17 protein-coding genes are annotated in these 23,318 nt (G+C 70.0%); 2 read left to right on the top strand and 15 right to left on the bottom strand.

What is annotated here, in order from left to right; all coding sequences use genetic code 11:
* Positions 1-54 precede the first annotated feature (54 nt).
* From HCR68_RS10160 to HCR68_RS10145, 4 genes are all read right to left on the bottom strand, one after another.
* Entirely contained in the window at positions 55-561 is a 507-nt protein-coding gene (locus HCR68_RS10160) for a ClbS/DfsB family four-helix bundle protein (protein ID WP_167149150.1), read from the bottom strand.
* 136 nt (positions 562-697) lie between these two features.
* Positions 698-2,269, bottom strand: coding sequence for an oligopeptide:H+ symporter (locus HCR68_RS10155; RefSeq protein ID WP_167149148.1), 1,572 nt, complete (start codon positions 2,267-2,269; stop codon positions 698-700).
* Between the two features lie 147 nt (positions 2,270-2,416).
* On the bottom strand, positions 2,417-4,048 hold the full coding sequence (locus tag HCR68_RS10150; RefSeq protein ID WP_167149146.1) for an oligopeptide:H+ symporter: 1,632 nt from the start codon (positions 4,046-4,048) through the stop codon (positions 2,417-2,419).
* Positions 4,049-4,401: 353 nt separating this feature from the next.
* Entirely contained in the window at positions 4,402-5,670 is a 1,269-nt protein-coding gene (locus HCR68_RS10145; protein ID WP_167149144.1) for an alpha-hydroxy acid oxidase, read from the bottom strand.
* Positions 5,671-6,170: 500 nt separating this feature from the next.
* Here HCR68_RS10145 and HCR68_RS10140 point away from each other — a divergent pair, with 500 nt between their 5' ends.
* On the top strand, positions 6,171-7,814 hold the full coding sequence (locus HCR68_RS10140) for an OmpA family protein (protein ID WP_167149142.1): 1,644 nt from the start codon (positions 6,171-6,173) through the stop codon (positions 7,812-7,814).
* Positions 7,815-7,980: 166 nt separating this feature from the next.
* Here the strand turns inward: HCR68_RS10140 and HCR68_RS10135 are convergent, their stop codons facing one another.
* The 8 genes from HCR68_RS10135 to HCR68_RS10100 form a co-directional block, all read right to left on the bottom strand.
* On the bottom strand, positions 7,981-8,979 hold the full coding sequence (locus HCR68_RS10135; RefSeq protein WP_167149140.1) for a zinc-binding dehydrogenase: 999 nt from the start codon (positions 8,977-8,979) through the stop codon (positions 7,981-7,983).
* An 84-nt stretch (positions 8,980-9,063) separates the two neighbouring features.
* Positions 9,064-10,557 carry a mannitol dehydrogenase family protein gene (locus HCR68_RS10130; RefSeq protein WP_167149138.1) on the bottom strand — a complete coding sequence of 498 codons (1,494 nt, stop codon included), beginning with the start codon at positions 10,555-10,557 and terminating at the stop codon, positions 9,064-9,066.
* A gap of 120 nt (positions 10,558-10,677) precedes the next feature.
* Positions 10,678-12,000, bottom strand: coding sequence for an RbtT/DalT/CsbX family MFS transporter (locus tag HCR68_RS10125; RefSeq protein ID WP_167149136.1), 1,323 nt, complete (start codon positions 11,998-12,000; stop codon positions 10,678-10,680).
* A gap of 390 nt (positions 12,001-12,390) precedes the next feature.
* A complete protein-coding gene (locus HCR68_RS10120; protein WP_167149134.1) occupies positions 12,391-13,230 on the bottom strand; it encodes a DeoR/GlpR family DNA-binding transcription regulator in 840 nt (279 codons plus the stop codon).
* A gap of 68 nt (positions 13,231-13,298) precedes the next feature.
* Positions 13,299-13,949 carry an LUD domain-containing protein gene (locus HCR68_RS10115; protein WP_167149132.1) on the bottom strand — a complete coding sequence of 217 codons (651 nt, stop codon included), beginning with the start codon at positions 13,947-13,949 and terminating at the stop codon, positions 13,299-13,301.
* Positions 13,949-15,682, bottom strand: coding sequence for a LutB/LldF family L-lactate oxidation iron-sulfur protein (locus HCR68_RS10110; RefSeq protein ID WP_167149131.1), 1,734 nt, complete (start codon positions 15,680-15,682; stop codon positions 13,949-13,951). Before HCR68_RS10110 ends, HCR68_RS10115 begins: the two co-directional genes overlap by 1 nt.
* Positions 15,679-16,509, bottom strand: coding sequence for a (Fe-S)-binding protein (locus tag HCR68_RS10105; protein WP_167149129.1), 831 nt, complete (start codon positions 16,507-16,509; stop codon positions 15,679-15,681). The genes HCR68_RS10110 and HCR68_RS10105 overlap by 4 nt, the downstream gene beginning before the upstream one ends.
* Before the next feature lie 368 nt (positions 16,510-16,877).
* Positions 16,878-17,558, bottom strand: a complete 681-nt coding sequence (locus HCR68_RS10100; RefSeq protein WP_167149127.1) for a GAP family protein — start codon at positions 17,556-17,558, stop codon at positions 16,878-16,880.
* Between the two features lie 216 nt (positions 17,559-17,774).
* Here HCR68_RS10100 and HCR68_RS10095 point away from each other — a divergent pair, with 216 nt between their 5' ends.
* Positions 17,775-18,428, top strand: a complete 654-nt coding sequence (locus tag HCR68_RS10095) for a helix-turn-helix domain-containing protein (RefSeq protein ID WP_167149195.1) — start codon at positions 17,775-17,777, stop codon at positions 18,426-18,428.
* A 331-nt stretch (positions 18,429-18,759) separates the two neighbouring features.
* Here the strand turns inward: HCR68_RS10095 and HCR68_RS10090 are convergent, their stop codons facing one another.
* The 3 genes from HCR68_RS10090 to HCR68_RS10080 form a co-directional block, all read right to left on the bottom strand.
* On the bottom strand, positions 18,760-20,469 hold the full coding sequence (locus HCR68_RS10090; RefSeq protein WP_167149125.1) for an L-lactate permease: 1,710 nt from the start codon (positions 20,467-20,469) through the stop codon (positions 18,760-18,762).
* A gap of 400 nt (positions 20,470-20,869) precedes the next feature.
* Positions 20,870-22,936: a cation-translocating P-type ATPase gene (locus HCR68_RS10085; RefSeq protein WP_167149123.1), complete on the bottom strand. Its 2,067-nt coding sequence runs from the start codon at positions 22,934-22,936 to the stop codon at positions 20,870-20,872.
* Positions 22,937-23,041: 105 nt separating this feature from the next.
* Positions 23,042-23,318: integrase core domain-containing protein (locus HCR68_RS10080; protein WP_167149121.1), on the bottom strand; the 277-nt coding region annotated here is incomplete at its 5' end.

Raw genomic sequence — 23,318 nt, 5'->3', positions numbered from 1 at the left:
CCGCCCGGGGCACCCCTTTTTCTGGACTTTTCCGGGACCGGGCGGCCCGAGTGCTCAGCGGCGCTTCCAGGCGCGGATCTTGGTGCGGAAGGAGGTGAAGGGCGCCACCGTGTTGATGTGCACCCACCTGGCCACCGGCCAGGACGACGGTGTCGAGGAGGCCCAGGCCCGCTGCCCGGGGGTGAAGAGCTCCTCGGGGCTCAGCGATTCCACAAGGTCGACGACGCCGTCGACCCGCTCGCGGAAGGCCTCCTGGAGCCGGGACAACGGGGCGTCCTGCCACTGCTCGTAGAAGGAGCTGTAGAGGTCGCCGAGTTGATTCCACTTGTACCCGGGCGCGGGCGTGACCACCTCGCGCCCGGCCCGTTCGTCCCGCTCCCAGCCGAGCAGCAGGTCCATCCAACTCAGCTGGTAGGCGAGCATCTGCGCCGGGGAGCGGTCCACGCCGTCCTTGAGCGTATGGAGCCCGGAGGTGGGGACGTCGTCGAACTCTGCGATGAACAGGTCGGCGCGCTTGCGGATCTCGGCGATGAGCTCCTCGCCGGAGGCGTAGCGTTTCATGACGGTCCCCTTTCCCGACCCCTCCGGCGGCGGCCGGGGACTCGTGGTCGTACCTTATGCCGTGCGGTCGAGGGGTAGAGGGTACGAACGTGAGACCTACCCTACGAACGCGCGGCTGGAACGGCGGTCACGGCGGCTAGTCCTGGGAGGTCACACCGACGTCGGCCATCTGCCGCTCCGTCCAGGGGGCGACGACGAACAGGATGACGGCCACGGCGACCGTCACCGCGCCCAGGCCGTAGTAGTAGGTGGAGTTCGCGACGTCCTCCGTCTGGGCGATGATGAAGCCGGCGAGCCCCTGACCGGTCGCGGTCGTCAGCAGCCACAGGCTCATCGTCTGGGAGGCGAAGTTCTTGGGCGCCAGCGCCGACGTCGTCGCCAGCCCCACCGGGGACAGGAAGAGCTCACTGACGGTCTGGATGATGAACACCATGGCCAGGAACCACCAGGGGGCCAGGTTGGTGCCCCCGGTCCAGGTCTGGAAGCCGTAGCCCAGGATGAAGGCCGACGATCCGATGATGAGTACCGAGATCGCGAACTTCATGATGGTGGAGGGGAACCTGCCGGCCCGGCGGGTGAAGAGCCACCCGATGAGCGGGGCCAGGATGACGATCGTGGCCGGGTTGATGGACTGGTAGGTCTCGGGGTTGATGACCCAGCCCAGCACGGGGATGTGGCCGTCCGTGTTGGACTTGGCGAAGGTGGCCATCTTGCCGGCGGCCTGCTCGGAGATCATGAAGAAGAGCACCGCGCCGATCCACAGGGGGATGTAGGCGCGCAGGTGGGTGCGCTCGCGGGCGGTGACCCTCGGCGAGCGGAACATGAGCGTGAAGTAGCCCAGCGCCGCCCCGGCCGGGATGATGAGCATGGTGGTGGAGATGGCGTCCAGCAGGCTGCCGGTCAGGCTGCTCAGAGCCGCCACCAGCGCGGCCGCACCCGCCACGGTCGCCACTGACGCGAGCAGGAGCCGCTGGCGCTCCTCGGGGCGGATGGGGTTGGGGACGGTGAAGGCGAAGGCTGAGAGCTTGTGCCGCCCGTAGACGAAGGCCGCCAGAGCGACCCCCATGCCGACGGCGGCCGAGGAGAAGCCGGCGTGGTAGCCGTAGTGCTCGCGCAGCCACCCGGTCACCAGGGGCGAGGCCAGGGACCCGAGGTTCACCGACATGTAGAACAGCTGGAATCCGGCGTCGCGCCGTGGGTCGTCATCGTCGTACAGGCCCCCGACGATCGTGGACAGGTTCGGCTTGATGAAGCCGGTGCCCACGGCCACCAGCACGATTCCCAGCCAGGACAGGGCGGTTACAGGGATCGACAGGCAGATGTGGCCGGCCATGATGACCACCCCGCCGTAGAGGGTGGACAGCCACGGGCCGATGACCCGGTCGGCGAAGATCCCGCCGGGGATGGCCAGCAGGTAGACGGCCGCGCTGTAGGAGGCGAGGATGACCTGCCCGGAGTTGTCGCTCAGGCCCAGGCCGCCGTTGGCCACCGTGTCGGTGATGAAGTAGAGCAGGATGGCCCGCATCCCGTAGTAGGAGAAGCGCTCCCACATCTCCACGTTGAGCATCCACGGCAGCCCCCGGGGGTGGCCGAACAGGCCGCGATCGTCCTTCGACGGCGTCATGCGCAAGGTGTCGGGCCGCCACCGGCTGGAGATCATCCGGCTGGTTTCGAGATCGTCCTCGACGGGAGTCGGGGTCGTTGACATGAGACTCTCCCTTCCTGTGGTCGGGTGGGACGGGCAACCGGACCGTCACTGTCCGGCACGAACCACAGGTACCCGTGAACCCTACCCCGACCGTGCGGTCGGTCGGGGGAGAATGTCAGAGGAGAACGCGGGAGGAGCTCGTGGCGCTCACGCGGCGGTTGCCGCCTCGACGTCGGCCATCTGCCGCTGCGTCCACGGGGCGACGGCGAACAGGACCAGGGCCATCAGCAGCGTGGCCACCCCCAGGCCGTAGTAGTAGGTGGAGTCGGAGACGTCCTCGGTCTGGGCGATGATGAACCCGGCGACGCCCTGCCCGGCGGCGACGCTGAGCCACCACAGCCCCATCGCCTGGGAGGCGAAGCTCTTGGGGGCCAGGGTCGTCGTCGTGGCCAGGCCGACCGGGGTCAGGAAGAGCTCGGCCACGGTCTGGATGACGTAGACCAGCACCAGGAACCACCAGGGGGACAGGTCCTGCCCGCCCGGCCAGATCTGGAAGCCGTAACCCAGCATGAGTGCCGAGAGCCCGACGATGAGCACCGCGATGACGAACTTCATGATGGTCGAGGGGAACCTGCCGGCCCGGCGGGTGAAGAGCATGCCGATCAGCGGGGCCAGGAGCACGATCGCCGCCGGGTTGACCGACTGGTAGGCCTCGGCGGTGGTCGACCAGTCGAAGAGGGGCAGCCGCAGGTCCGTGTTGGACTCGGCGAAGGTGGCCATCTTGCCGGCGGCCTGCTCGGTGATCATGAAGAACAGGACCGCGCCGATCCACAGGGGGATGTAGGCGCGCAGGTGGGTGCGCTCGCGGGTGGTGACCCTCGGGGAGCGGAACATGACCACGAAGTAGGCCACCGCGGCGCCGACCGGGACGAGCAGGCCCGCCGTGGCAACGGTGTCCACCAGGCTGCCGGTGATGGCCTGGAGGAGCGCCACGAGCACGCCGATGGCCACCAGCACCCCGAGGGATCCCAGCAGGAGGCGCTGGCGCTCCTCGGGGCGGATGGGGTTGGGGACGGTGAAGGCGAAGGCTGAGAGCTTGTGTCGCCCGTAGACGAAGGCCGCCAGGGCGAAGGCCATGCCGACGGCGGCCGAGGAGAAGCCGGCGTGGTAGCCGTAGTGGTTGCGCAGCCACCCGGTCAGCAGGGGAGAGGCGAAGGCGCCGACGTTGATGGACATGTAGAACAGCTGGAAGCCGGCGTCGCGGCGGATGTCGTCATCGTCGTAGAGGCCCCCGACGATCGTCGTCAGGTTCGGCTTGATGAAGCCGGTGCCCACGGCCACCAGGATGATGCCCAGCCAGGAGGTGGCCACCACGGGGATGGACAGGCAGATGTGGCCGGCCATGATGACCACCCCGCCGTAGAGGGTGGACAGCCACGGTCCGATGACCCGGTCGGCGAAGATCCCGCCGGGGATGGCCAGCAGGTAGACGGCCGTTCCGTAGAGCGCGAGGACGACCTGTCCGGAGTTGTCGCTCAGGCCCAGGCCGCCGTTGGCGACCGTGTCGGTGATGAAGTAGAGCAGGATGGCGCGCATCCCGTAGTAGGAGAAGCGCTCCCACATCTCCACGTTGAGCATCCACGGCAGCCCCCGGGGATGGCCGAAGAGCCCACGGTCCTGCCTCGACGGCGTGGTGCGCAGGGCGGCGGGCCGCCACCGGCTGGAGATGAGGCGCCCGGACTGGGCGGCATCCTTCTCAAGGTCGTCCTCAAGGTCGTCGACCGTTGCTGTCGACGCTGACCTGGAACCTGACGTGGTGCCTGACGTGGACTGTGCCATGGCGCTGTCCCTTCCTGTGGGCGGTGGCGGGGCGGGCCGACCGCGGTGATCCGATCCAGGGCGCCGGGCGGTCCATGGCACGCGCAGAACGCGGAGGAAGGTCCAGACCTGTCGCCGACAAGATATGTGGTTCTCCCGCGACGATAGCGGGCGAACTGTTTCCGGCATGCTTCCGGCGCTGGCAGCGAGCCGGTGGCCCCGGGGAGCGACCGCTGGGGTCGTCTCCCCGGGGCCACCGGGTGCCGCCGCCGAGGGCGGCCAACAGGGATTCCTCCGCGCGGCGGAGGGCAGGGGGAGGGCTGGTCAGGGCCGGCCGATACAGGCGGGTCCCGACTGATCGCTCCGGCCGGGGCTCAGCGGGCGACGGCGTCGGCTGCGGCCTTGACCTGCGGGCGCACCGGGGTCAGGCGGGTCAGCTGGGTGACGTGACGCGGCTCGAGCTCGTCCAGGCTGGAGACGCCCAGGAGCTTCATGGTGCGGATGACCTCGTCGGAGAGGATCTCGATCATGCGGTCCACGCCCTCGCGGCCGCCGGCCATGAGCCCGTAGAGGTAGGCGCGGCCCACGAGCCCGAACTTGGCGCCCAGGGCGATGGCGGCCACGACGTCGGCGCCGTTCATGATGCCGGTGTCGACCATGATCGTGGCGTCCTTGCCGACCTCGCGGACCACCTCGGGCAGGAGTCGGAAGGGGACGGGGGCGCGGTCCAGCTGGCGCCCGCCGTGGTTGGACAGCAGGACGCCGTCGACGCCCAGGTCGATGAGGCGCTTGGAGTCCTCGACGGTCTGCACGCCCTTGATGACGATCTTGCCGGGCCACATGGAGCGGATGACCTTGAGGTCCTCGTCGCTGATGGTGGGGTCCATGGCGGCATCGAGCAGCTCGCCCACCGTGCCGCCGGTGGACTTCAGGGAGGCGAACTCCAGCTTGGGGGTGGTCAGGAAGTCGAACCACCACCAGGGGCGGGGGATCGCGTCGATGACGGTGCCGGCGGTGATCTGCGGCGGGATGGAGAAGCCGTTGCGCTTGTCGCGCAGGCGGGCCCCGGCCACGGGGGTGTCGACGGTGAACATGAGGGTGTCGAAGCCGGCGGCCGCGGCGCGCTCGACCAGCCCGTAGGAGATCTCGCGCTTGCGCATGACGTAGAGCTGGAACCAGTTGCGCCCGCGGGGGTTGGCGGCCTTGACGTCCTCGATGGAGGTGGTGCCCAGGGTGGACAGGGTGAAGGGGATGCCGGCGGCGCCCGCGGCCCCGGCCCCGGCGACCTCGCCCTCGGTCTGCATGAGCCGGGTGAATCCGGTGGGGGCGATGCCGAAGGGCATGGCGGAGGGGCCGCCGAGGATCTCGCAGGAGGTGTCGACGTCGACGGCGGGGTGGAGGATGTCGGGGTGGAACTCGATGTCACGGAAGGCCTGGCGGGCGCGGCGCAGCGACACCTCGCCCTCGGCGGCGCCGTCGGTGTAGTCGAAGGCCGCGGCCGGGGTGCGCCGCTTGGCGATCTTGCGCAGGTCCCAGGTGGTCAGCGCGGCGTCGAGGCGTCGGCGCTTGGGGTTGAGCTCGGGCGTCTTGAAGTGCAGCAGCTCGAAGATCTCGCTCGGGTTGGGAAGCTGACGCTTGACCATAGGAACCTCATCAGTGAGTCGGATTCTGGACGCTCCGCGGCGCGAAGCGATCGTGAGCACGGCCGGCCCCCATGGCTCAGCCCTGAGGCCCACGAACCACCTCATGCTATGGGACAAAGGTCACCAAAGCAAGGTAAGCCTTAGCAATCCTTGCAATGGCGGGAAATAGTCGGTTTCTCCGCACGGTGGTCCCCGCCGGTGCGGTGGGGTTGCTCGCCGGCGGGGTGGGGTCCGTCCGCCGTCGGGGACATTTCACGCGGCCGGGGACCTTTCTCGCCGGGCGGGGACGTTCGACGCCGTCGGGGACGGAGTTCCTGCACCCGTTCGCGTGAGATGTCCCCGCCCAGACGGAATTGTCCCCGTTCGCGCGGAATGTCCCCGGCCGAGCGGGGTTGCTGCCTGTTTCTATTCGGCCGACGGGGCGGACGGATCCGGTTAGAGTCGGGTCACGGATCTGTCGTCGCCGGGTGGTGCCCCGGGGAAACGGAGGAGGCGATCTTATGCGTCGTCGTTTGTTCGTATCGGTCTCGGTACTCGCAGCCGCTGGTGTTCCTGTGGTGGCCGCCTGCTCGCGCTCGTCGAGAAGGGCGGCAGTCGGCAGCTCGGCCTCCGGCTCGGGGGCGACGGGAATGAGGACCCCGGCGGACCCGATGCAGTGGCAGAAGCTGGACGGCCGTGTCATGGGCCAGCATGTGGCCGTCGAGGTCTCACCCCTGGTGAGGTTCGAGGGCCGGGGGATGATGCTGGCGCTCAAGGCGACACGTGCCGCCGACGACGCCGCGGTCAAGGACGTCGAGGACACCACGAGCTACTCCGAGGCCGAGGAGAGGAACGAGTTCTCTCCCTGGCTCTATATCGGGGCCTCGGACGTCATCGGTGGGCTCCTGCTCCTCGACCCCGAGAAGATGACTGTGCTCGGAAGCCTTGGGGCTCGACGATCTGGGGGTGAGGGCGGAACGGATTCCGGGCTGAAGCCGGGCGACTCGGAGACCTCCTACGTCTTCTTCCGACTCGTCGACGGAGACCAGATCACGGTGTTCGTGCCCTGCTGCGGGGTCGCCACGGTCGGCATCCTTGACAAGGACCAGGCCACCAAGGCCGGGTTCGATCAGAAGGTCATCACGGAGGCGGAGCGTGCAACCCCGGACCCCAGCCGAGCAGCCGAGTCCACTGACAAGGGAGCGGTGCCGATCGAGCGTTACAGCCGCTCCTTCGACGGCTCCACCAGTACTCTCAAGAACACTCAGAGAGTCACCGTCACTCTCAACAGCGACGTCACCTTTGCTTCGGACTCGGCTGATCTGACTGCGGCGGCCGAGGCTCAGCTGCAGACCGTGGCCGGGCAGCTGAGCCAGTACCCCGACGGTGGGAGCCTGACCATTGTGGGGCACACCGATGACGTCCAGGACGATGCTTATAACCAGGCCCTGTCCGAGCGGCGCGCCAATGCGGTCAAGACCCGTCTGGAGCAGATCACCAGCCTGGACAAGTGGCAGTCCTCCGTCTCCGGAAAGGGCGAGTCCGAGCCGCTCATTGCAGACACCACCCCCGAGGCCCGGGCCGCCAACCGGCGCGTGGAGATCACCCTCACCCCCACTGGCGGTGTCAAGACCTCCCCGTCGTCGTCGAGCTCGTCGGCCACATCCTCTCCCAGCGCTCAGAACGTGGTTGGCAAGGGGCCTGATGGGCTGACCCTCACCACCTCCACCGGCGCGCAGGCGACCATCACGCTCGATCACGTCACGAGAGCAGGGGGTCTCCTGCTCGGAGAGCTCCTCGTCACCAGCGGAGCCGGCGGTAACGGCACGGCTCTCTCGGTCTGGGTGGGTGATCCGGCCAAGTCGTGGTCCAATGCCCGCGGCGAGGACGACAACGCTCTGGGTATCTGGTACGCCGCCGATGGGCTCGCCCTCTTGGGGGACGGCGAGCACATCTACCCCGCCGACTACCAGCCCCCTGGCTCCAAGGCCCACTGGCCCATCACCTCGCTCCACCTCGACTATGGGCTCAAGGAGGGCGCATCGGCCAAGATCTGTGTGGCATGGCCCGATCCTGGAGGCGACACCGTCACCCTCGACCATCAGGGAAACGACGGACGAAACTACGCCTACCGGCTCACCGACATCCCTGTGAAGGACAGCTGAGCCGGCCGGGGACCTTTCTCGCTGGGCGGGGCCGTTCGACGCCGTCGGGGACGGAATTCCTGCACCCGTTCGCGTGAGATGTCCCCGCCCAGACCGAATTGTCCCCGTTCGCGCGGAATGTCCCCGGCCGGGTAGGGCTGCTACCTGTTTCGGCTGCCGGGGGTCGTCACGAGACCCTCAGAACCGTCTTGCCGACCGACGTCCGCCCCAGCAGCTCGCGCACGGCCTGTCGGTACTCGCCCCAGGGGCGCGTCCGCCCGACATTGGCCTCGAGCTCACCGGCCGCCACCATTGCCAGCAGCCGCGACAGCGCCCGCCCGCTGACATCGGTGCACACGAAGGCCTCGATCCGGGCCCCCGGCGCACGACGCCGCATTGCCTCGACGTCGATGAGAGACGCCCGGCCGGAGGCGTGGCCCACATTAAGAATGAGCGCGCCGGGCGCCACCATCCGACAGGCGGCCGCGAGCGCCTCCCCGCCGACCGTGTCGATCACCCCGTCGAAGCCGACGCTGTTCGTCCCGGTCTCCGCAGCCCCGTCTGCCCCCGCGGCACCTGCATCCTCTGCGGCCTCCACGGAGCCGGCAACCCGGTCGGCGCCGAGTCTCCTGGCGTGCTCCTGACGCTCGACCGAGCGGGCAACGGCCGTCACCGCCGCTCCGGCGCGCTTGGCCAGCTGGACGGCGTAGCCTCCGACCCCTCCCGCCGCCCCGGTGACCAGGACGTTCCTGCCGGCCAGCCCGCCCAGCGCGGCCTGAAGCGTGTCCACGGCCTGCAGGGCCGTCAACCCGGCCCCGGGCAGGGCGGCGGCGTCGGTATCGCTCACGGTGGGCGGAACCTCCGCGAGGCTGTCGCAGGGAACCACGGCCCGCTCGGCCCAGGTGCCGTGAGGGCTGGTGAAGGCCACCCGGGTCCGGGCGGGCAGGCGTCCGCTCGGGTCGTGGAGCAGGACGCCGACCCCGTCGGCGCCCAGGACGGTGCCCGGCCGGGCCAGCTCCCCGTAGGCCAGGCCCCCGAAGTTCAGACTCACGGCGACGACCTCCACGACGGCCTCGTCGGGCCCCGGCCGCGGAGCGGGCACCTCCCGCATCTCCATGCCGGGCCCGGCCTGGGCGGCGTCGCGACTGCCGGCGTCGTCGGCGCCGGTTCTCACGATCGCCCGCATACCTGTCCTTTCCCGAGAAGTTCTGAGAGGCCCGTCCTCATAGGGAACCGGTTCCTGACCGCACCGCTGGACCTGCGAGCCCGCCTAAGCCTGCCGGGGACCGCTGGCCAGGGCCCGCAGGCGCGCCCGGGCGCCCTCGCGGCGCAGGGCGCTCAGCTCCTCGATGAAGGTCCGCCGGAAGCGCTCATCGGTGGCCAGGTCCCCGAAGACGCCCTCGTGGGAGATGAAGGCCGTGTCGTGGCCGGCCCTCTGCGCGGCCGCCAGGGGCACCAGCTCGTCGGCCAGCGGGTCGTCGATGACGATCTCCTCGCCGTTCTCGTCGATCCCCTCCTCGCCCAGCGCCCACGCGGCCACCATCGCCGTCCCCAGGCGGATCGGCCCGCCGGTGGTCAGGTTGTCGCGCACCGTGCCCAGGACGAACTTCGGCATCCGGCTGGAGGCATCCTGTGCCAGGCGGAAGAGCGTGTCCGCGATCGCCTCGTTGGTGAAGCGCCTGAAGAGCGTGTCCACGTAGTCGTCCAGATCGATCCCCGGCACCGAGCGCAGCGTGGCCCGAGCCTCGCGCTCCAGGTAGGCCCGCACCCAGGCGGCGATGTCCGTATCCGCAGCGGCCTCGTGGGCGAACTCCATCCCCAGCAGGCGCCCCCAGTGGGCCAGCCCCTGGTGGGAGGCGTTGAGCAGGCGCAGCTTCATGAGCTCGTAGGGGATGACGTCGTCGACCATCTGCACCCCGACCTCCTCCCAGGGTGGCCGGCCGGCGGGGAAGTCGTCCTCGAGCACCCACTGGGTGAAGGGCTCGCAGACCACCGGCCAGGCGTCCTCGACGCCGAGCCCGCGACGAAGCTCCGCGATGTCCGTCTGCGTGGTCTGCGGGGTGATCCGGTCGACCATGCAGCTGGGGAAGGCGACATTGCCATCGATCCAGTCGGCCAGCTCCTGGTCGCTCATGGCGGCCTGCGAGACGACCGCCGTGCGCGCCACCGTCCCGTTGCCGGGCAGGTTGTCGCAGCTCATCACCGTGAACGGCTCGATCCCCGCCTCCCGACGTCGCCGCAGCGCCTCGACGATGTAGCCGAAGGCCGTCGTCGGCTCGCCCGGGTGCTCGGCGTCGTGGACGGCGCCGGGGCTGGAGGTGCGGAACTCGCCGGTGGCGTCGTCGACGTTGTAGCCGCCCTCGGTGACCGTCAGCGAGACGATCCGGGTGCCCGGCGCGCTCATGAGGGCCAGGACGGCCTCGGGGTCGTCGGGGGCGAAGAGGTAGTCGTGGATCGAGCCGATGATCGCCGGCTCGTGCTGCCCGTCGGGGTGCTGGAGGACCAGGGTGTAGAGGTGGTCCTGGCCGGCCAGGGCGTCGCGCATCCGCGCGTCCCCGGGCAGCAGGCCGACGCCGCAGATGCCCCAGTCCAGGCATCCTCCTTCCGGGGCGCCGGCCTGGCTCCGCCGACGCATGAGCTGGTCGAGGTAGGCGGCCTGGTGGGCGCGGTGGAAGCCGCCCACACCGATGTGGACGATCCCGGTGGTGACGGCGGAGCGGTCGTAGTCGGGGGCCAGTCGGGACTCAGTCAATGAGGTGGTCATGGGTGTTCCTTTCTACTGTCATAACCAGTGAACAACGCGAAGGTGGGAAACGAGTAAGTGAATGTCGTCAGGGTCGGCGGGTGACACCAGTCGGTGGGCGTCGACGGGCTTCAGTGGGCTTCAGTGAGCCGCTGAGCCGGCCGGCTCCGGATCGTCGTCGTGCACCTGGGCCTCGCCGTGGAGGACGCGGGCGTTACCGGGGAGCCTGAGCCAGAACAGGATGAAGAAGGACAGGACGTAGATCCCGGCCAGCGCCATGCCGGGGCCGAGGTAGCCGGCCGCCGTGTTCTCGTTGCTGATGAACAGGGCCACAAGACCGGGGCCGACGAAGGTCCCCAGACCCGCCCCGAAGTTGAGGATCGCCAGGGCGTTGCCGGTCTCGCCCTTGGCGTGGGCCATGATGAGAGGCGTGGTGGGCACGTGCGCGCTCAGGCCGATGCCGACTCCGGCCATGCCCAGGGAGATCAGCCAGAAGTTCGGCCCGGCCACCATCGGGATGAAGTACAGGTAGGCCAGGGACACGGCGGTGACGGGGGTGGCCACCCACTGGAGGGTGTTGCGCCAGCCGAAGCGATCGCCCAGGACGCCCCAGACGACGTCGCCGATGACCGCGACGACCCCGAAGATCGTGAAGGTCAGGATCGCGCGCGACTCCTCCATGCCGTAGACCTTCTGCAGGTAGACGATGTAGTAGACCTGCATGCCGTACTGACCGGCCAGGTTGATGACCTTGACGATCCCCATCAGGGAGACCTTGGGGTGGCGCCACAGGACGGAGACGGCGTCGCTCAGTGAGGTGAGCACGGAGATCCCCTTGGTGTGGGAGGCCGAGGCGTGCCCTCGCAGGAACAGCAGCGTGGCGGCGCCTCCGACGGCGGCCAGCACCCATCCGAACCACAGGGTGGCGATGTGGCCGAAGACGGGCAGCATCTGGGCGGACAGGTAGGAGCCGATGATCTGCATGCCCAGGGAGAAGGCGAACCAGAACCAGCCGGAGGCCGAGGACTGACGCTCGGGCGGGGTGACCATCATGACCCAGGTGAGGAACCCGTAGGCGAGCATCGGGTAGCCGAAGCCGCGCATCCCGTAGGTGATGTACACCAGGGCGATGTTCTGGCTGGGAAGCGCCACGGCGATGAAGAGCGCGTCGAAGATGAGGAAGGAGACCACTCCGATGAGCATCACCTTGCGCGGACCGATCGCGTCGCACAGCGCGCCTGAAAGGAAGGCCGCGACGGCCACCATGACGCCGTAGGTGGTGACGATGCGAGAGGCGGAGTCGACGGCGAAGCCGACCGTCTCGCTGGAGAGATAGTTGGTGATCCACACGGCCTCGATGCCGTCGCCGATGACGAAGATGATGACGGCGAGGAAGCCCCCGGCCAGGTCTGTGGGGAACCCGGTCCTCTGGATGAGTGTGATGACTGGATTTCTGCTGGACATCACGGCCCTTTCGATGACTGTCCCGGCCCGACACCCTTGTGCGGGCCGCTGTATCCAGCATGAAGCCGATCCGCGTGGCTCCCTAGCCCGTTTCCGTGCTGCGAGTGACCGGTTGGCGCCCGTTTCCCGACCGGCGACGGTCGGCTTCTTGAGGCGCGCGTCCCCCGGAGGGGGCCGCGTGACGGCTGGTCGTGGGGCTCAACGGATCGAGCCTGTCCGGATGCTGGAAGCGCCCTCCGGTGCGGGGCGGGTGGGTTGACGAGCGTGCGGTGACTGTTGTGCGAGGACCGGGCCTCGGTGGGGAGTCTCCGACAGGGCCGTCGCCGGTGCCTCAAGGCCCCGCGCACGGTGCGGCCGCGCAGGCCCGCCGCAGCCCAGACGCAGCGCGGCCTACACCCGTACGATCTCGGGGCCGAGGACGGCGAAGCGTCGGGCGGTGGACTCGCGCAGCTCGCGCCCGGTGATGAGGCACTCCATGTCGCGGACCCGTCCGAATCGGGTGAAGGTGGAGCGTCCGAACTTCTCGTGGTCGCCGACGAAGATCCGGCGTCGGGAGACACTGATGATCGTCTCCTTGATCGCTGCGACGGCCGGGTCGGGCGTGGTCAGCCACCCCTCCTCGGTGACGCCGTTGGCGCCGACGAAGGCCAGGTCCGGCTCCATCGCACCGAGCATTCGCTCGGCCCAGTGGTCTACGACGCCGAAGGTCCCGCCCCGCAGCCGGCCGCCGACGACGTAGACGGTCAGGTTCGGGACCGCCACCATCTCCATGGCCGTGGGCAGGGCGGTGGTGACGACGGTCAGTGGGCGATCAGTGGGCAGGGCCCGGCCGATGAGCAGAGGCAGGTATCCCTCGTCGATGACGATGGTCTTGGCCTGGCCGATGCGGGCCACGGCCTCGGCGGCGATTCGCAGCTTCTCCTGCGTGGAGTGCTCGGCACGCTCCTGCTGACCGGTCTCGAAGGAGCCGGAGTCGACGGCGCGGATGGAGCCGTAGGCTCGCACGATCTGCCCGGCCTCCTCCAGGCGGCGCAGGTCGCGGCGGATCGTCTCGGGGGAGACCCCGAAGCGCTCGGGCAGGTCGGCCACGGCCAGGGAGCCGCGATCGCGGGCCAGGGCCACGATGCCGGTCCGCCGGGTGGATGCGTCCTGCTGGTTGCGCGCCCGACCGGCACCCGCCTCCCGCTGCGAGGCGGGCCAGGCGCCGGTCAGGCGGTCGTTGGTGGGCATTTCTCCAGTGTCTCCCGGTGGTCCCTCGTTGTCTCCGGATCGCCTCGAGGCGGTCTCAGTGACGGCCCTCAGTGCGCTACGACGACGCGCAGGTTGCGCGGGCCGTGGACGCCGTTGACGCGCACCAGCTCGATGTCGCTGGTGGCCGAGCCGCCGGCGATCCAGGTCATCGGGCGCGTGGGGTGCTCGCCCAGGACGTCGACGGCCTGCGGCACCGTCGGCACGATCGACTCGCGCTCCAGGACCACGACGTGCTTGTCCGGCACCAGGGAGATGGCCCGGCGGCCCTGGTCGGGCTCGCCGTCGAGGATGATCGTCCCCGAGATCGAGACGCCCACGCGCGAGCAGGTCACCACGGCGTCGATCTCGTTGAGGTCGAGGGTGGCGATCGCCGCCTTACGGGAGTCCTCCACCACGGTGCGCCCACCGCGGGCGGCCGCCTCCTTGTAGACCTCGGGCAGGCCGTCGGGCACGACGACGGTGCGCGCCTCGCCGAGCAGCTCGTCGATGGCGTCCAGGATCGCCGCGTCCTTAGGGGCGACGATCACGCCGGCGGAGTAGTCCTCCAGCTTCTCGATCATCTCGTCGACCACGGGCTTGGAGCCCGGAGGGTTCTGACCGGCGCGGATGTAGTTGCGGGGGACGGGTCCCACCGGCCGGGTCTGGGACCGCGAGATCGCGTCGCGGGCACGGGCCAGGATCGCTGACTTGGCGTCCATCACAGCTCCTCCTCACTGGTCGAGCCGGCCGGGGCCTGGGACGCGGTGCCCGGGGCGACCGGCTCGGGGTTGACGATGGCCGAGCGCGCGTCCAGCGCGGCCGGGGCGGGCTCGCCGTCGGCCGCCGCGCTGCCGGGCACCGGCCCGGTGGCCGCCTCGCCGGGAGGCGGCGGATCGGCCGGGAACCCGTCGCCGGCGTCGTACAGGTGGCCGGCGGCCCCGTTCACCGGAGTCTCGCCGTCGGGGTGGGTGCGCCGCCACCACTGGCGGAAGGTCTCCGAGGGCGCCACCGGCAGGTCGCGCGCCCCGGTCCACAGCGAGGCCGGGAAGGGCAGGGCCCCGATCTTGCCCTCCTTGCCGCCCAGCAGCGCCGAGGCCTTGACCGTCTCCGAGGCCGCCGCCCACAGCGAGCTCTTCGACATCACCGGCGCCGAGACGTTCATCGCCACGTCCCACACGTCGGGCACCGCGCGGCGCTTGACGTCCACCGAGCGGGCCCGCAGGTGGATGAGGATCGTGGGGATGTCGATCTTGACCGGGCACACCTCGCCGCAGGCCCCGCACAGGGAGGAGGCGAAGGGAAGGGTGTGGACCGGGTCGTCGTCGGCCAGCCCCTGGGTGAGCTGGGGGGTGAGGATCGAGCCGATCGGGCCGGGGTAGACCGAGCCGTAGGCGTGCCCGCCGGTGTGCTGGTAGACCGGGCAGATGTTCATGCACGACCCGCAGCGGATGCAGGCCAGCGCCTGGCGGCCCACCGGGTCGGCCAGGGTCTTGGTGCGCCCGTTGTCCATGAGCACCAGGTGGAACTCCTTGGGGCCGTCGCCCTCGGTGACGCCGGTCCACATGGAGGTGTAGGGGTTCATGCGCTCGCCGGTGGCCGAGCGCGGCAGGAGCTGGGAGAAGATCTCCACGTCCTGGAAGCGGGGCACCAGCTTCTCGATCCCCATGAGGGTGATGAGCGTGTCCGGCAGGGTCAGGCACATGCGCCCATTGCCCTCGGACTCGAAGATGGAGACCGTGCCGGTCTCGGCCACGCCCATGTTCGTGCCGGAGACGGCCACCGAGGCGTGCAGGAACTTGTTGCGCAGGTGGGAGCGGGCCGCGGCCGTGAGCTCCTGAGGGTCGTCGGAGAGGTCGTCGGGGGCGTCGTCCATCCGGTCCAGGAAGATGCCGCGCACCTCCGAGCGGTTGCGGTGGATGGCGGGCACGACGATGTGCGAGGGCATGTCGTCGGCGAGCTGGACGATCATCTCGGCCAGGTCCGTCTCATGGGCCGTGATGCCCCGGTCGGCCAGGTACTCGTTGAGGTTCGTCTCCTGAGTGGCCATCGACTTGACCTTGACGACGTCGTCGACGCCCTTGGAGGCGATGATGCCTGCGATGATCCGGTTGGCCTCGGCGGCGTCGCGCGCCCAGTGGACGATGCCGCCGCGCGCGGTCACGTTGGCCTCGAACTGCTCCAGCAGCTCGGGCAGGCGCGAGGCCACCTCGAACTTGACGGCCTCGGCGGCGTCGCGCAGGTCCTGCCAGTCGGGCATCTCGGCCACGCGCTGGGCGCGCTTGGAGCGGATGGTGCGGGTGGCGTGGCCCAGGTTGCGGCGCATCTGGGTGTTGGCCAGCGTCTTGTGGGCGCCCTCGGGGAAGGTGGGCCCCCAGCGCAGCGTGTTCTCAGGCTGCTCGACGTCGGTGCGCCATCCGCCCGTGTGGGGCATGCCCAGGAATACCTGTGTCATCGTGCCACCGCCTGCGCGTAGTGGGAGGTCTCGGTGTGCTGGACGTACCTGGGGGCGAAGGAGATGTTGCCCTCGAAGGGGGCGTCCTTGGTGGAGGCCAGGATCTCGGCCAGGTGCATGATGCGCACCCCGGAGTTGACGCGCGACAGGCCGCCGCCGATGTGCATGAGGCAGGAGTAGTCGCCGGTGCACAGGACCTCGGCGCGGGTGGACATCACGTTGCTCATCTTGTCGGCGAGCATCGCGGTGGAGGTCTCGGAGTTCTTCATGGAGAAGGTGCCGCCGAAGCCGCAGCAGACCTCGGCATCGGGCAGGTCGATGAGGGTGAGGGCCTCGACGGCCTTGAGGAGGCGGTAGGGGCGGTTGGCGACCTTGGCGATCCGCAGCGAGTGGCAGGTGGGGTGGTAGGTGACGGTGTGCGGGAAGTAGGCGCCCACGTCCTCGGTGCCCAGGACATCGATGAGCAGCTCGGTGAGGTCGTAGGTGTGCGCGGCGATCTGCTCGACCCGCTTGGCCAGGGCGGTGTCTCCCACGTGCTCGGCCACGAGGCCCTGCTCGTGGCGCACCGCGCCGGTGCACGAGCCCGAGGGGATGACGATGGCGTCCCACTCGCCGTCGAGCACGGGGGAGAAGGTCTCCACGTGGTTGCGGGTGATCTTGGCGGCCTGCTTGAAGTAGCCGGTGTTGGCGTGCATCTGGCCGCAGCAGACCTGCCCCTCGGGGAAGCAGACCTGGTGGCCGAGCCGCTCCAGGATGGTGACGGTTGCCTGCGCTGCCTGCGGGAACATGGTGTCCGCAAGACAGGTGGCGAAAAGGGCGATTCGCACGATATGCCTCCACGACGTCGTAGGTGCCAGTGTCTTCACGAGGGCCGACCCGGACTGCCTGCGTCAGGGCGGGATCTGCTGCGGCCTCGGCTGTGCCTCAGGCTACGGCCCGACGACGCAGGTCATCTGACAACCTCGGGCTCCCGGCCGGTTAGTCCCGTTTCTCGGGGTGGGTTTTCCGGTGGGATGACGCAGTTCCGGGCGGAGTGGATGGGGCCCGGAAGGGCGGTTGCCGCAGGGTGTGGGAGGTAGGTCCCAGGGCGTTATTGCGTCATGGGTCACTGTTGTTATCTGCTCCGAGACCTCAGTCCCGGCCTTTGTGGGCCGCGCCTTGCCTGCCTCAGGACTCGATGTCGTCGTCGGAACGGCTAACCCACCAGGCCCAGACCGGCTGCGCTGCGCCAGGCCAGGTGGATGCCGAGGATCGCCGCGACCCACAGGAGGGTGACCTTGGCCTCGTGCTCCAGCCTGGGCGCGATCCTGGCCAGCCGCGGCAGAAAGCGCTGCCCCAGTGCGTCGGCCAGCGTGAGCAGGATGAGGGCGGGTGCGATCATGACCAGGCAGTACAGGACCAGGGTGGCGATCTGTGTCGGCCACGACGTCGGCGAGGCGGCGATGATTCCGGTCGCCGCGATGTAGGGGACCATGGTGGCCGCCTCGGCCAGGGACGCTCCCAGTCCCAGGAGGATCATCGCCCTGGTTGAGGTGGGAGTGGGGCGGCTTCCCAGGGAGTCGGTTCCGGGCTCGGGTTTGACCGGGTCGGGGCCGAGGATGCCGAAGGCTGCCAGCGCCACCCCGATCACGAGGGTCGCCCACTGGGCCGCCTGGGTCTGGGCCAGGCGCGCCACGGTGGAGCCGATCAGGTCGAAGCCGGCGACCAGGGCGATGCCCAGGCCGAGGTACACCAGGCACACGGTGGACAGGTAGACGGCCATGGGGCCGCGCTCCACGCGGCGGCTGCGCACGACGAGCGCGATCGGGATGACCAGCGTGCCCAGGCTGGTGGAGTCCAGAAGGGCCAGGCCTGCGAGCGTCGCAGCGTGTTGCATGAGGCGCCTTCCCTTTCTTGCCGAGCGACCATCGTTATACGACCGTACGAGAGTGGTCGTACGATCGTATAAGAGGTGGCTCGTTGAGGCAACCGGCCGTGGAGCATCCGAGGGGTCGCCGGAGCAGGCGCATAGGATGCCGAAGGGTGCCTCAGGCAAGGACAGAGGCGACGGCTGAGACAAAGACGGAGACGCAGAGCGATGGGGGACAGCGCCATGGGCCAGGATGTGGGCCGGGAGGCGGATCGGGACAAGGGCCAGGACAGCGACCAGCGGTCGGTCTTCGAGGCCCCGATGTCGCCGGCCGTGAGCACGACCGCGGAGGCCACCATCGCGATCATCGCCGAGCAGGGCTTCGACCGGGTCAGCGTGCGCAGCGTCGCCGCCCGGCTCGGCGTCGCCCCGGGCACCGTCCAGTACCGCTCGCCGAGTCGACGCGCCCTGCTGACCGACGCCCTCGTCCGCTCCGTCCAGCGTCAGGCCGAGCGCGTGGCCTCCCACCAGGTGGACCCGGCGAAGCCGGAGAGCCTGGTGGGGGCTCTCGCCGAGCTTCTGCCGATCGGGGCGGTGCAGCGTGAGGACGCCGCCGCCTGGGTCGCCTTCGGGGCTGCCGCCTCCACCAGGCCCTGGCTGGCGGCCCCTTACTGGGAGGCGCTTCAGATCATGCGGGCATGGACCGAGGACGTCCTGGACGGCGCCCGGCAGGCGGGCCTGGTGCGCGATGGCCTGTCGCCCGCCAAGGGGGCCCGCCTGGTGACGGCCCTCGTCAACGGGCTGACCCTCGATCTGCTCAACGCCCCGCCGATAGAGCCGGACGAGGTGGTCGGGCACCTGCGCTCGGGGCTTGGTCTGGTCCTGGACGGTCTGTGAGGCCCCTCGATGGTCTGCGACGACGTCGGAGGTGACGACAGTGAGTGCGCCGCGTCCGCGAGCGTCGTCGAGGACGTACCTTCGTGGCGAGGACTGCGCTTTCTCGCAGGTGACTGGGGCCTGGGCCCAGTGGTTTGCGAGGAATCGCAGTCCCCGACCGAGAAGGACGTCCCCGATCCGACGTCGCAGCCCGTAGACGCGTCCGCACCCCCGGACCGTGGAGGATCCGAGGGTGCGGACGTGCAGGAAGCTGTGCTCGGGGCAGCCGGGCCGGCCGGGGCCCTGTAGGAACGGACGGCGGCCGGCGTCGTCGCCTCCGTGACGGGCCGGCTCAGATACCGAGCCCCACCTGCGAGGCCAGGAGCACGAGCGCTCCCAGCACCACCAGCAACCCGATGGAGTAGGGCGCCGCCTTCCTGAGGATCTCGGCGTCCGTGCCGGGGGCGTCGACGGCGGTCGAGGCGATCGCCAGGTTCTGCGGGGAGACGATCTTGCCCAGCCCGCCACCGATCGTGTTGGCGGCCAGCAGGATCCTCGGGTCCAGTCCGGCCCCCTGGGCGGCGGTGGCCTGGAGGTTGGCGAACAGGGCGCCGGCGCTCGTCGCCGAGCCGGCCACGGCGGTGCCCACCCAGCCCAGGGCCGGGGACAGGAAGGCGTAGGCGGCGCCCGTGGCGGCCAGGGCCGCACCGATGGCGGAGGTCTGCCCGGAGAAGTTCATGACGTAGGCCAGGGCCATGACGGCAGCGATCGTCAGGATCGCCATGCGCAGCGTGTAGCAGGTGGTCGCCAGCGTCTTGAATCCCTTGCCCACGCTCATCTCGAACTTGCCGGGCACGGAGCGCGCCGTGTAGATGAAGGTGACGATGATGGCGGTCAGGAAGATCCAGGTACCCGGGTTGGACAGCGTCTGGAGCGTGTAGACGGCGCTCTTGGCGGGCTCGCCATCAGCGGTCACCAGCTGGCCGTAGACGCCGGGCCACTGCACCGGCAGGTCGGTGTCCTTGAAGGCCTCGTTGAGATTGATCCCCAGGGTCCACAGCTTGGTCGCCGCAATGATGACGACCACCAGGATGTAGGGCAGCAGGGCCAGCAGGACGCGCTCGCGGTCGGGGGCGTCGTCGGCGGCCACGTGGGAGCGGAACTCCTCGGGCGTCTTGGGCGTCCACACCAGCAGGAAGATGTAGGAGGCCGCCAGCCCCATCAGGGAGGCCAGCACCGCGGTGAGCTCGTAGGAGATCGAGGGGGTGAAGAAGTGACCGACGCCGGTGGCCAGCCCCGCCACGATCGCCAGCGGCCACAGCTGCCTCACCCCACGCAGCCCGTCGAGGATGAACAGCAGGATGAGTGGGATGAAGGCGCAGAACACCCAGGTCAGGTGGCCCATGGCGGTGGCGACCGTCACCGGGTCCTCGCCCCCGAGTTGGCCTGCGGTGGTGGTGGGGATCGCCATGGCGCCGAAGCCCACGTTGATGGCGTTGCCGACCATGACGACGACGGCCGCCTTGATCTTGGGCAGCCCCAGGGTCGCCACCATGGCGGCGGCGATCGCCACCGGGGCGCCGAAGCCGGCCAGCCCCTCGAGCAGACCGCAGAAGGAGAAGGCCACGATGAGGGCCTGGGCGCGCATGTCGCCCTTGCCGATCGCGTTGAACACGGCCCGCAGGTCCGCGGACCTGCCCGAGACATCGGTGAGGTTGTAGAGCCACACGGCCGCGATGATGATGTAGACGATCGGGACGAATCCCATGGCCATGCCCTGGGTGGCGCTCATGACCGTCATCCCCACCGGCATGTGGAACAGGGCCACGGCGGTGACGGCCGCGACCACCAGGGAGATGATCGCGCACCAGTGGGTCGCCACCTTGAACACACCCATGAGGACGAAGAACACCACCAGCGGCAGCAGCCCCACCGCGGCGGTGAGGTAGACGTTGCCGCCCACGGCGGTGGTCGACGGCGTGAAGGCGGCGGGCAGACCCGCCAGGGCTGGGGCGAGCGGTGCCGGGTGCGCCGGTAGGGCTGACAGGACGGCTGGCGTCATGGCTACTCCACTGTGAGTACTGATGAAGGTCGGCCAGGTCGCGACGGGGCCGGGCTGGCAGCCGCGGTGCTGCTTCCTGGGTACTAAGGCCCAACGATCATGCCACGGAGATGGCGTCTCGTGCACCATGTGGTGCGGTAGGTTCCTGCTTTCGCGCGGAATATCGCGTCAAAGTGACGGATCGTCTCACCGGGGACAACGAGGTCCGACGGCCCACGGCCTGGTATTGCGCGCCCATGTGTGCACTAAAACGGGGAAGGACCTGAACCCTGTTGCGAACGCACGATGGGGCGTCCGCGTGTTCGTAGGGTGGGACGCGCGTTCGTACCCTTTATCCCTCGAACGCGCGACCTAAGGTACGACCGCGGCGGGTCACGTGCCCCCGACCGCTCCGACCGGTTCAGCGCCTGCGGGCCGGGCGGGGCACGAGGCGGGCCGAGTTGAGGATGAAGGCGGACTCGGAGACGACGTGCACCAGGGCCGCGGCCACGGGCCCCAGCACCCCCAGACCGGCAGCGATCATGCCCGCGACGTCGACCACCACCGTGCCCACGAAGTTCACCATGATGATGCGCCGGGCCCGCCGCGCCACCCGCACGGTCTCGACCAGGTCGGTCGGGGCCGAGCCCACGAGCACCACGTCCCCGGCCTCGCGGGCCACGTCGGTGCCGGTGCCCATGGCGATGCCGACGTCGGCGGCGCTCAGGGCCGGGGCGTCGTTGACGCCGTCGCCCACCATCGCCACGCACTTGCCCGCCTGGCGCAGCGAGTGGACGAAGACCTCCTTGTCCTCGGGCAGGAGCCCGGCGCGCACCTGCTCCTCAGCCAGACCGAGCGCGCGGGCCACGTGGCTCGCAGAGGCGGCCGAGTCCCCGGTGAGCATGAGGACCTCCAGCTCCATCTCGCCCAGGTCGTGCACGGCGGTGGCCGCCCCCTGGCGCAGCCGGTCGGTCAGGGCGATCGTGCCCAGGAGCCGGCCGTCGGCCCTGACCTCCACCACGGAGCTGGCCGACGGCGCCTCGGGGTCAGCGTTGCTGGAGGCGATGGCGACGCTGTGAGTCGGCGCGGTTGCCTCCAGGTCCTGGTCCGGTGGATGCACCTGCTCCTTGTGGCGCCCCACCGTGATCCGGCGCCCATTGACGTGGGCGCTCACGCCGGCGCCGGGGGAGTAGGTGACGTCGTCGGGCACCGGCACCGTCAGGTCGCGCACGGCGGCCTCGGTGCGGATGGCCAGGCCGATCGGGTGCTCGGAGTTCCACTCCGCCGCTGCCGCCAGGGCCAGGATCTCGACCTCCTCCGCGCCGGGCTCCGCATCGGATTCCGCGGGGACGACGGACACGACCCGGGGCGCACCCGCGGTGAGGGTCCCGGTCTTGTCCAGCACCACCGTGTCCACCGCCGAGAGCTGCTCCAGGTGGGTGCCGTCCTTGACGAAGGCCCCGCAGCGGGCGGCGCGGGCGATCGCGGCCAGGACCGCCAGGGGCGTGCCCGCGGTCACCCCGCAGGCGCCGGCCACGATGATGACCGAGATCGTGGCGCGCACGTCCCGGGTGACCAGGAAGGTGACGAGGGCCGCCGCCAGCGCCAGGTAGACGATGCGCGCCGCCAGCCGGTCGGCCAGGCGCTGGACCGGCGCGCGAGAGGACTGGGCGTGCCGAACCGCCGCCACGATCCGCCCGTAGGAGGAGTCCTCACCGACCCTCTCGACCTCAAGCTCCAGGGCCCCGCGCGTGATCGACCCGGCCGGAACCCGGTCGCCCGGCCCGACCTGGACGGGCAGGGACTCCCCGGTGATTCGGGACTGGTCGACGTCGGCCCGGCCGGTGCGCACCACGCCGTCGACGGGCACCCGGCCCCCGGGGCTCAGGGCGATGACCTGCCCCGGGCGCACCTCGTCCAGGGGCACCTCGGTGGTCTCGGCAGTCTCGGCGCTCTCCGGGTCAGTCACCACCCGTGCGGTCTGCGGCAGGAAGGACATGAGGTCGGTCAGGGCGTCGCGGCCCCGGTCCATCGACAGGTCCTCCAGCACCTCCGCGCTCAGGGCGAAGACGGTCACGGCCAGCGCCGTCACCCACTCGCCGATCGCCGCGGCCGCCACGATCGCCAGCAGCATCGACAGCTCCATGCTCATGCGCCGCTCGCGCAGGTCCCCGGCCGCCTCGACGATGAGCGGCCAGCAGCCCACCACCAGGGTCGCTGCCCCCACGAGGCCCACCGCCCAGCCGGGGGCGGTGGAGCCGGCGGCCCAGACGCCCAGGACCGCCAGTCCCACCACCGCGATGCGTACGATGTCGGCCCGCTCGATCCGGTCGATGATCCGCTCGCCCGCGCGGACTCCGGTCGCCCCGGCGGCGCCCGAGGGGTCGTCGGACTCGTCGACGGGCAGTGCCGGCGTCGAGGCTGAAGAGGGCTGAGAAGGTGGCTGCGCGATCGGATGAGGGTGGGCGGCGGGCGGATGAGCCGTCATAGGGGACTCCTCGCAACGGGAACGGGGCGGGTCCTCGCAGGTCAGCGGGGAGCACCACCCAGGAATCTACCGATCCGTCAAGGGGGCCGACAGTGTATGTCAGGACTAGGTGTACTTCCCTGTGAGGTTGTGAACGCGGCTGGCGGGGGTTTGGCCGTTCAGGGCGGTGTGGGGTCGGTGGTGATTGTAGTGGTGGAGCCAGGTCTGGTAGGCGGCCTCGCGCTGGGTCTGGCTGGTGTAGGTGTGGGCGTAGGCCCACTCGAGGGCCAGGGTGCGGTTAAAGCGTTCGACCTTGCCGTTGGTCTGGGGCCGGTAGGGGCGGGTGTAGCGGTGCTTGATGCCGGCTGCGGACAGGACCTGGTTAAAGGCCCGTGAGCGGTAG

This window comes from Actinomyces sp. ZJ308, from assembly GCF_011752065.1.
Taxonomy (GTDB): Bacteria; Actinomycetota; Actinomycetes; order Actinomycetales; family Actinomycetaceae; genus Actinomyces.
Note: the sequence above shows the minus strand (reverse complement) of the source record. Positions and strands in the feature narration are given on the sequence as shown.

What these genes read in the sequence shown, in the direction of transcription:
- HCR68_RS10125 (WP_167149136.1), bottom strand. Translation starts at nt 12,000, where the DNA reads ATGTCCAGCAGAAATCCAGTCATCACACTCATCCAGAGGACCGGGTTC.
- HCR68_RS10145 (WP_167149144.1), bottom strand. Translation starts at nt 5,670, where the DNA reads ATGGTCAAGCGTCAGCTTCCCAACCCGAGCGAGATCTTCGAGCTGCTG.
- HCR68_RS10150 (WP_167149146.1), bottom strand. Translation starts at nt 4,048, where the DNA reads ATGGCACAGTCCACGTCAGGCACCACGTCAGGTTCCAGGTCAGCGTCG.
- HCR68_RS10110 (WP_167149131.1), bottom strand. Translation starts at nt 15,682, where the DNA reads ATGACACAGGTATTCCTGGGCATGCCCCACACGGGCGGATGGCGCACC.
- HCR68_RS10135 (WP_167149140.1), bottom strand. Translation starts at nt 8,979, where the DNA reads ATGCGGGCGATCGTGAGAACCGGCGCCGACGACGCCGGCAGTCGCGAC.
- HCR68_RS10085 (WP_167149123.1), bottom strand. Translation starts at nt 22,936, where the DNA reads ATGACGGCTCATCCGCCCGCCGCCCACCCTCATCCGATCGCGCAGCCA.
- HCR68_RS10090 (WP_167149125.1), bottom strand. Translation starts at nt 20,469, where the DNA reads ATGACGCCAGCCGTCCTGTCAGCCCTACCGGCGCACCCGGCACCGCTC.
- HCR68_RS10100 (WP_167149127.1), bottom strand. Translation starts at nt 17,558, where the DNA reads ATGCAACACGCTGCGACGCTCGCAGGCCTGGCCCTTCTGGACTCCACC.
- HCR68_RS10155 (WP_167149148.1), bottom strand. Translation starts at nt 2,269, where the DNA reads ATGTCAACGACCCCGACTCCCGTCGAGGACGATCTCGAAACCAGCCGG.
- HCR68_RS10095 (WP_167149195.1), top strand. Translation starts at nt 17,775, where the DNA reads ATGGGCCAGGATGTGGGCCGGGAGGCGGATCGGGACAAGGGCCAGGAC.
- HCR68_RS10120 (WP_167149134.1), bottom strand. Translation starts at nt 13,230, where the DNA reads ATGCCCACCAACGACCGCCTGACCGGCGCCTGGCCCGCCTCGCAGCGG.
- HCR68_RS10140 (WP_167149142.1), top strand. Translation starts at nt 6,171, where the DNA reads ATGCGTCGTCGTTTGTTCGTATCGGTCTCGGTACTCGCAGCCGCTGGT.
- HCR68_RS10115 (WP_167149132.1), bottom strand. Translation starts at nt 13,949, where the DNA reads ATGGACGCCAAGTCAGCGATCCTGGCCCGTGCCCGCGACGCGATCTCG.
- HCR68_RS10160 (WP_167149150.1), bottom strand. Translation starts at nt 561, where the DNA reads ATGAAACGCTACGCCTCCGGCGAGGAGCTCATCGCCGAGATCCGCAAG.
- HCR68_RS10130 (WP_167149138.1), bottom strand. Translation starts at nt 10,557, where the DNA reads ATGACCACCTCATTGACTGAGTCCCGACTGGCCCCCGACTACGACCGC.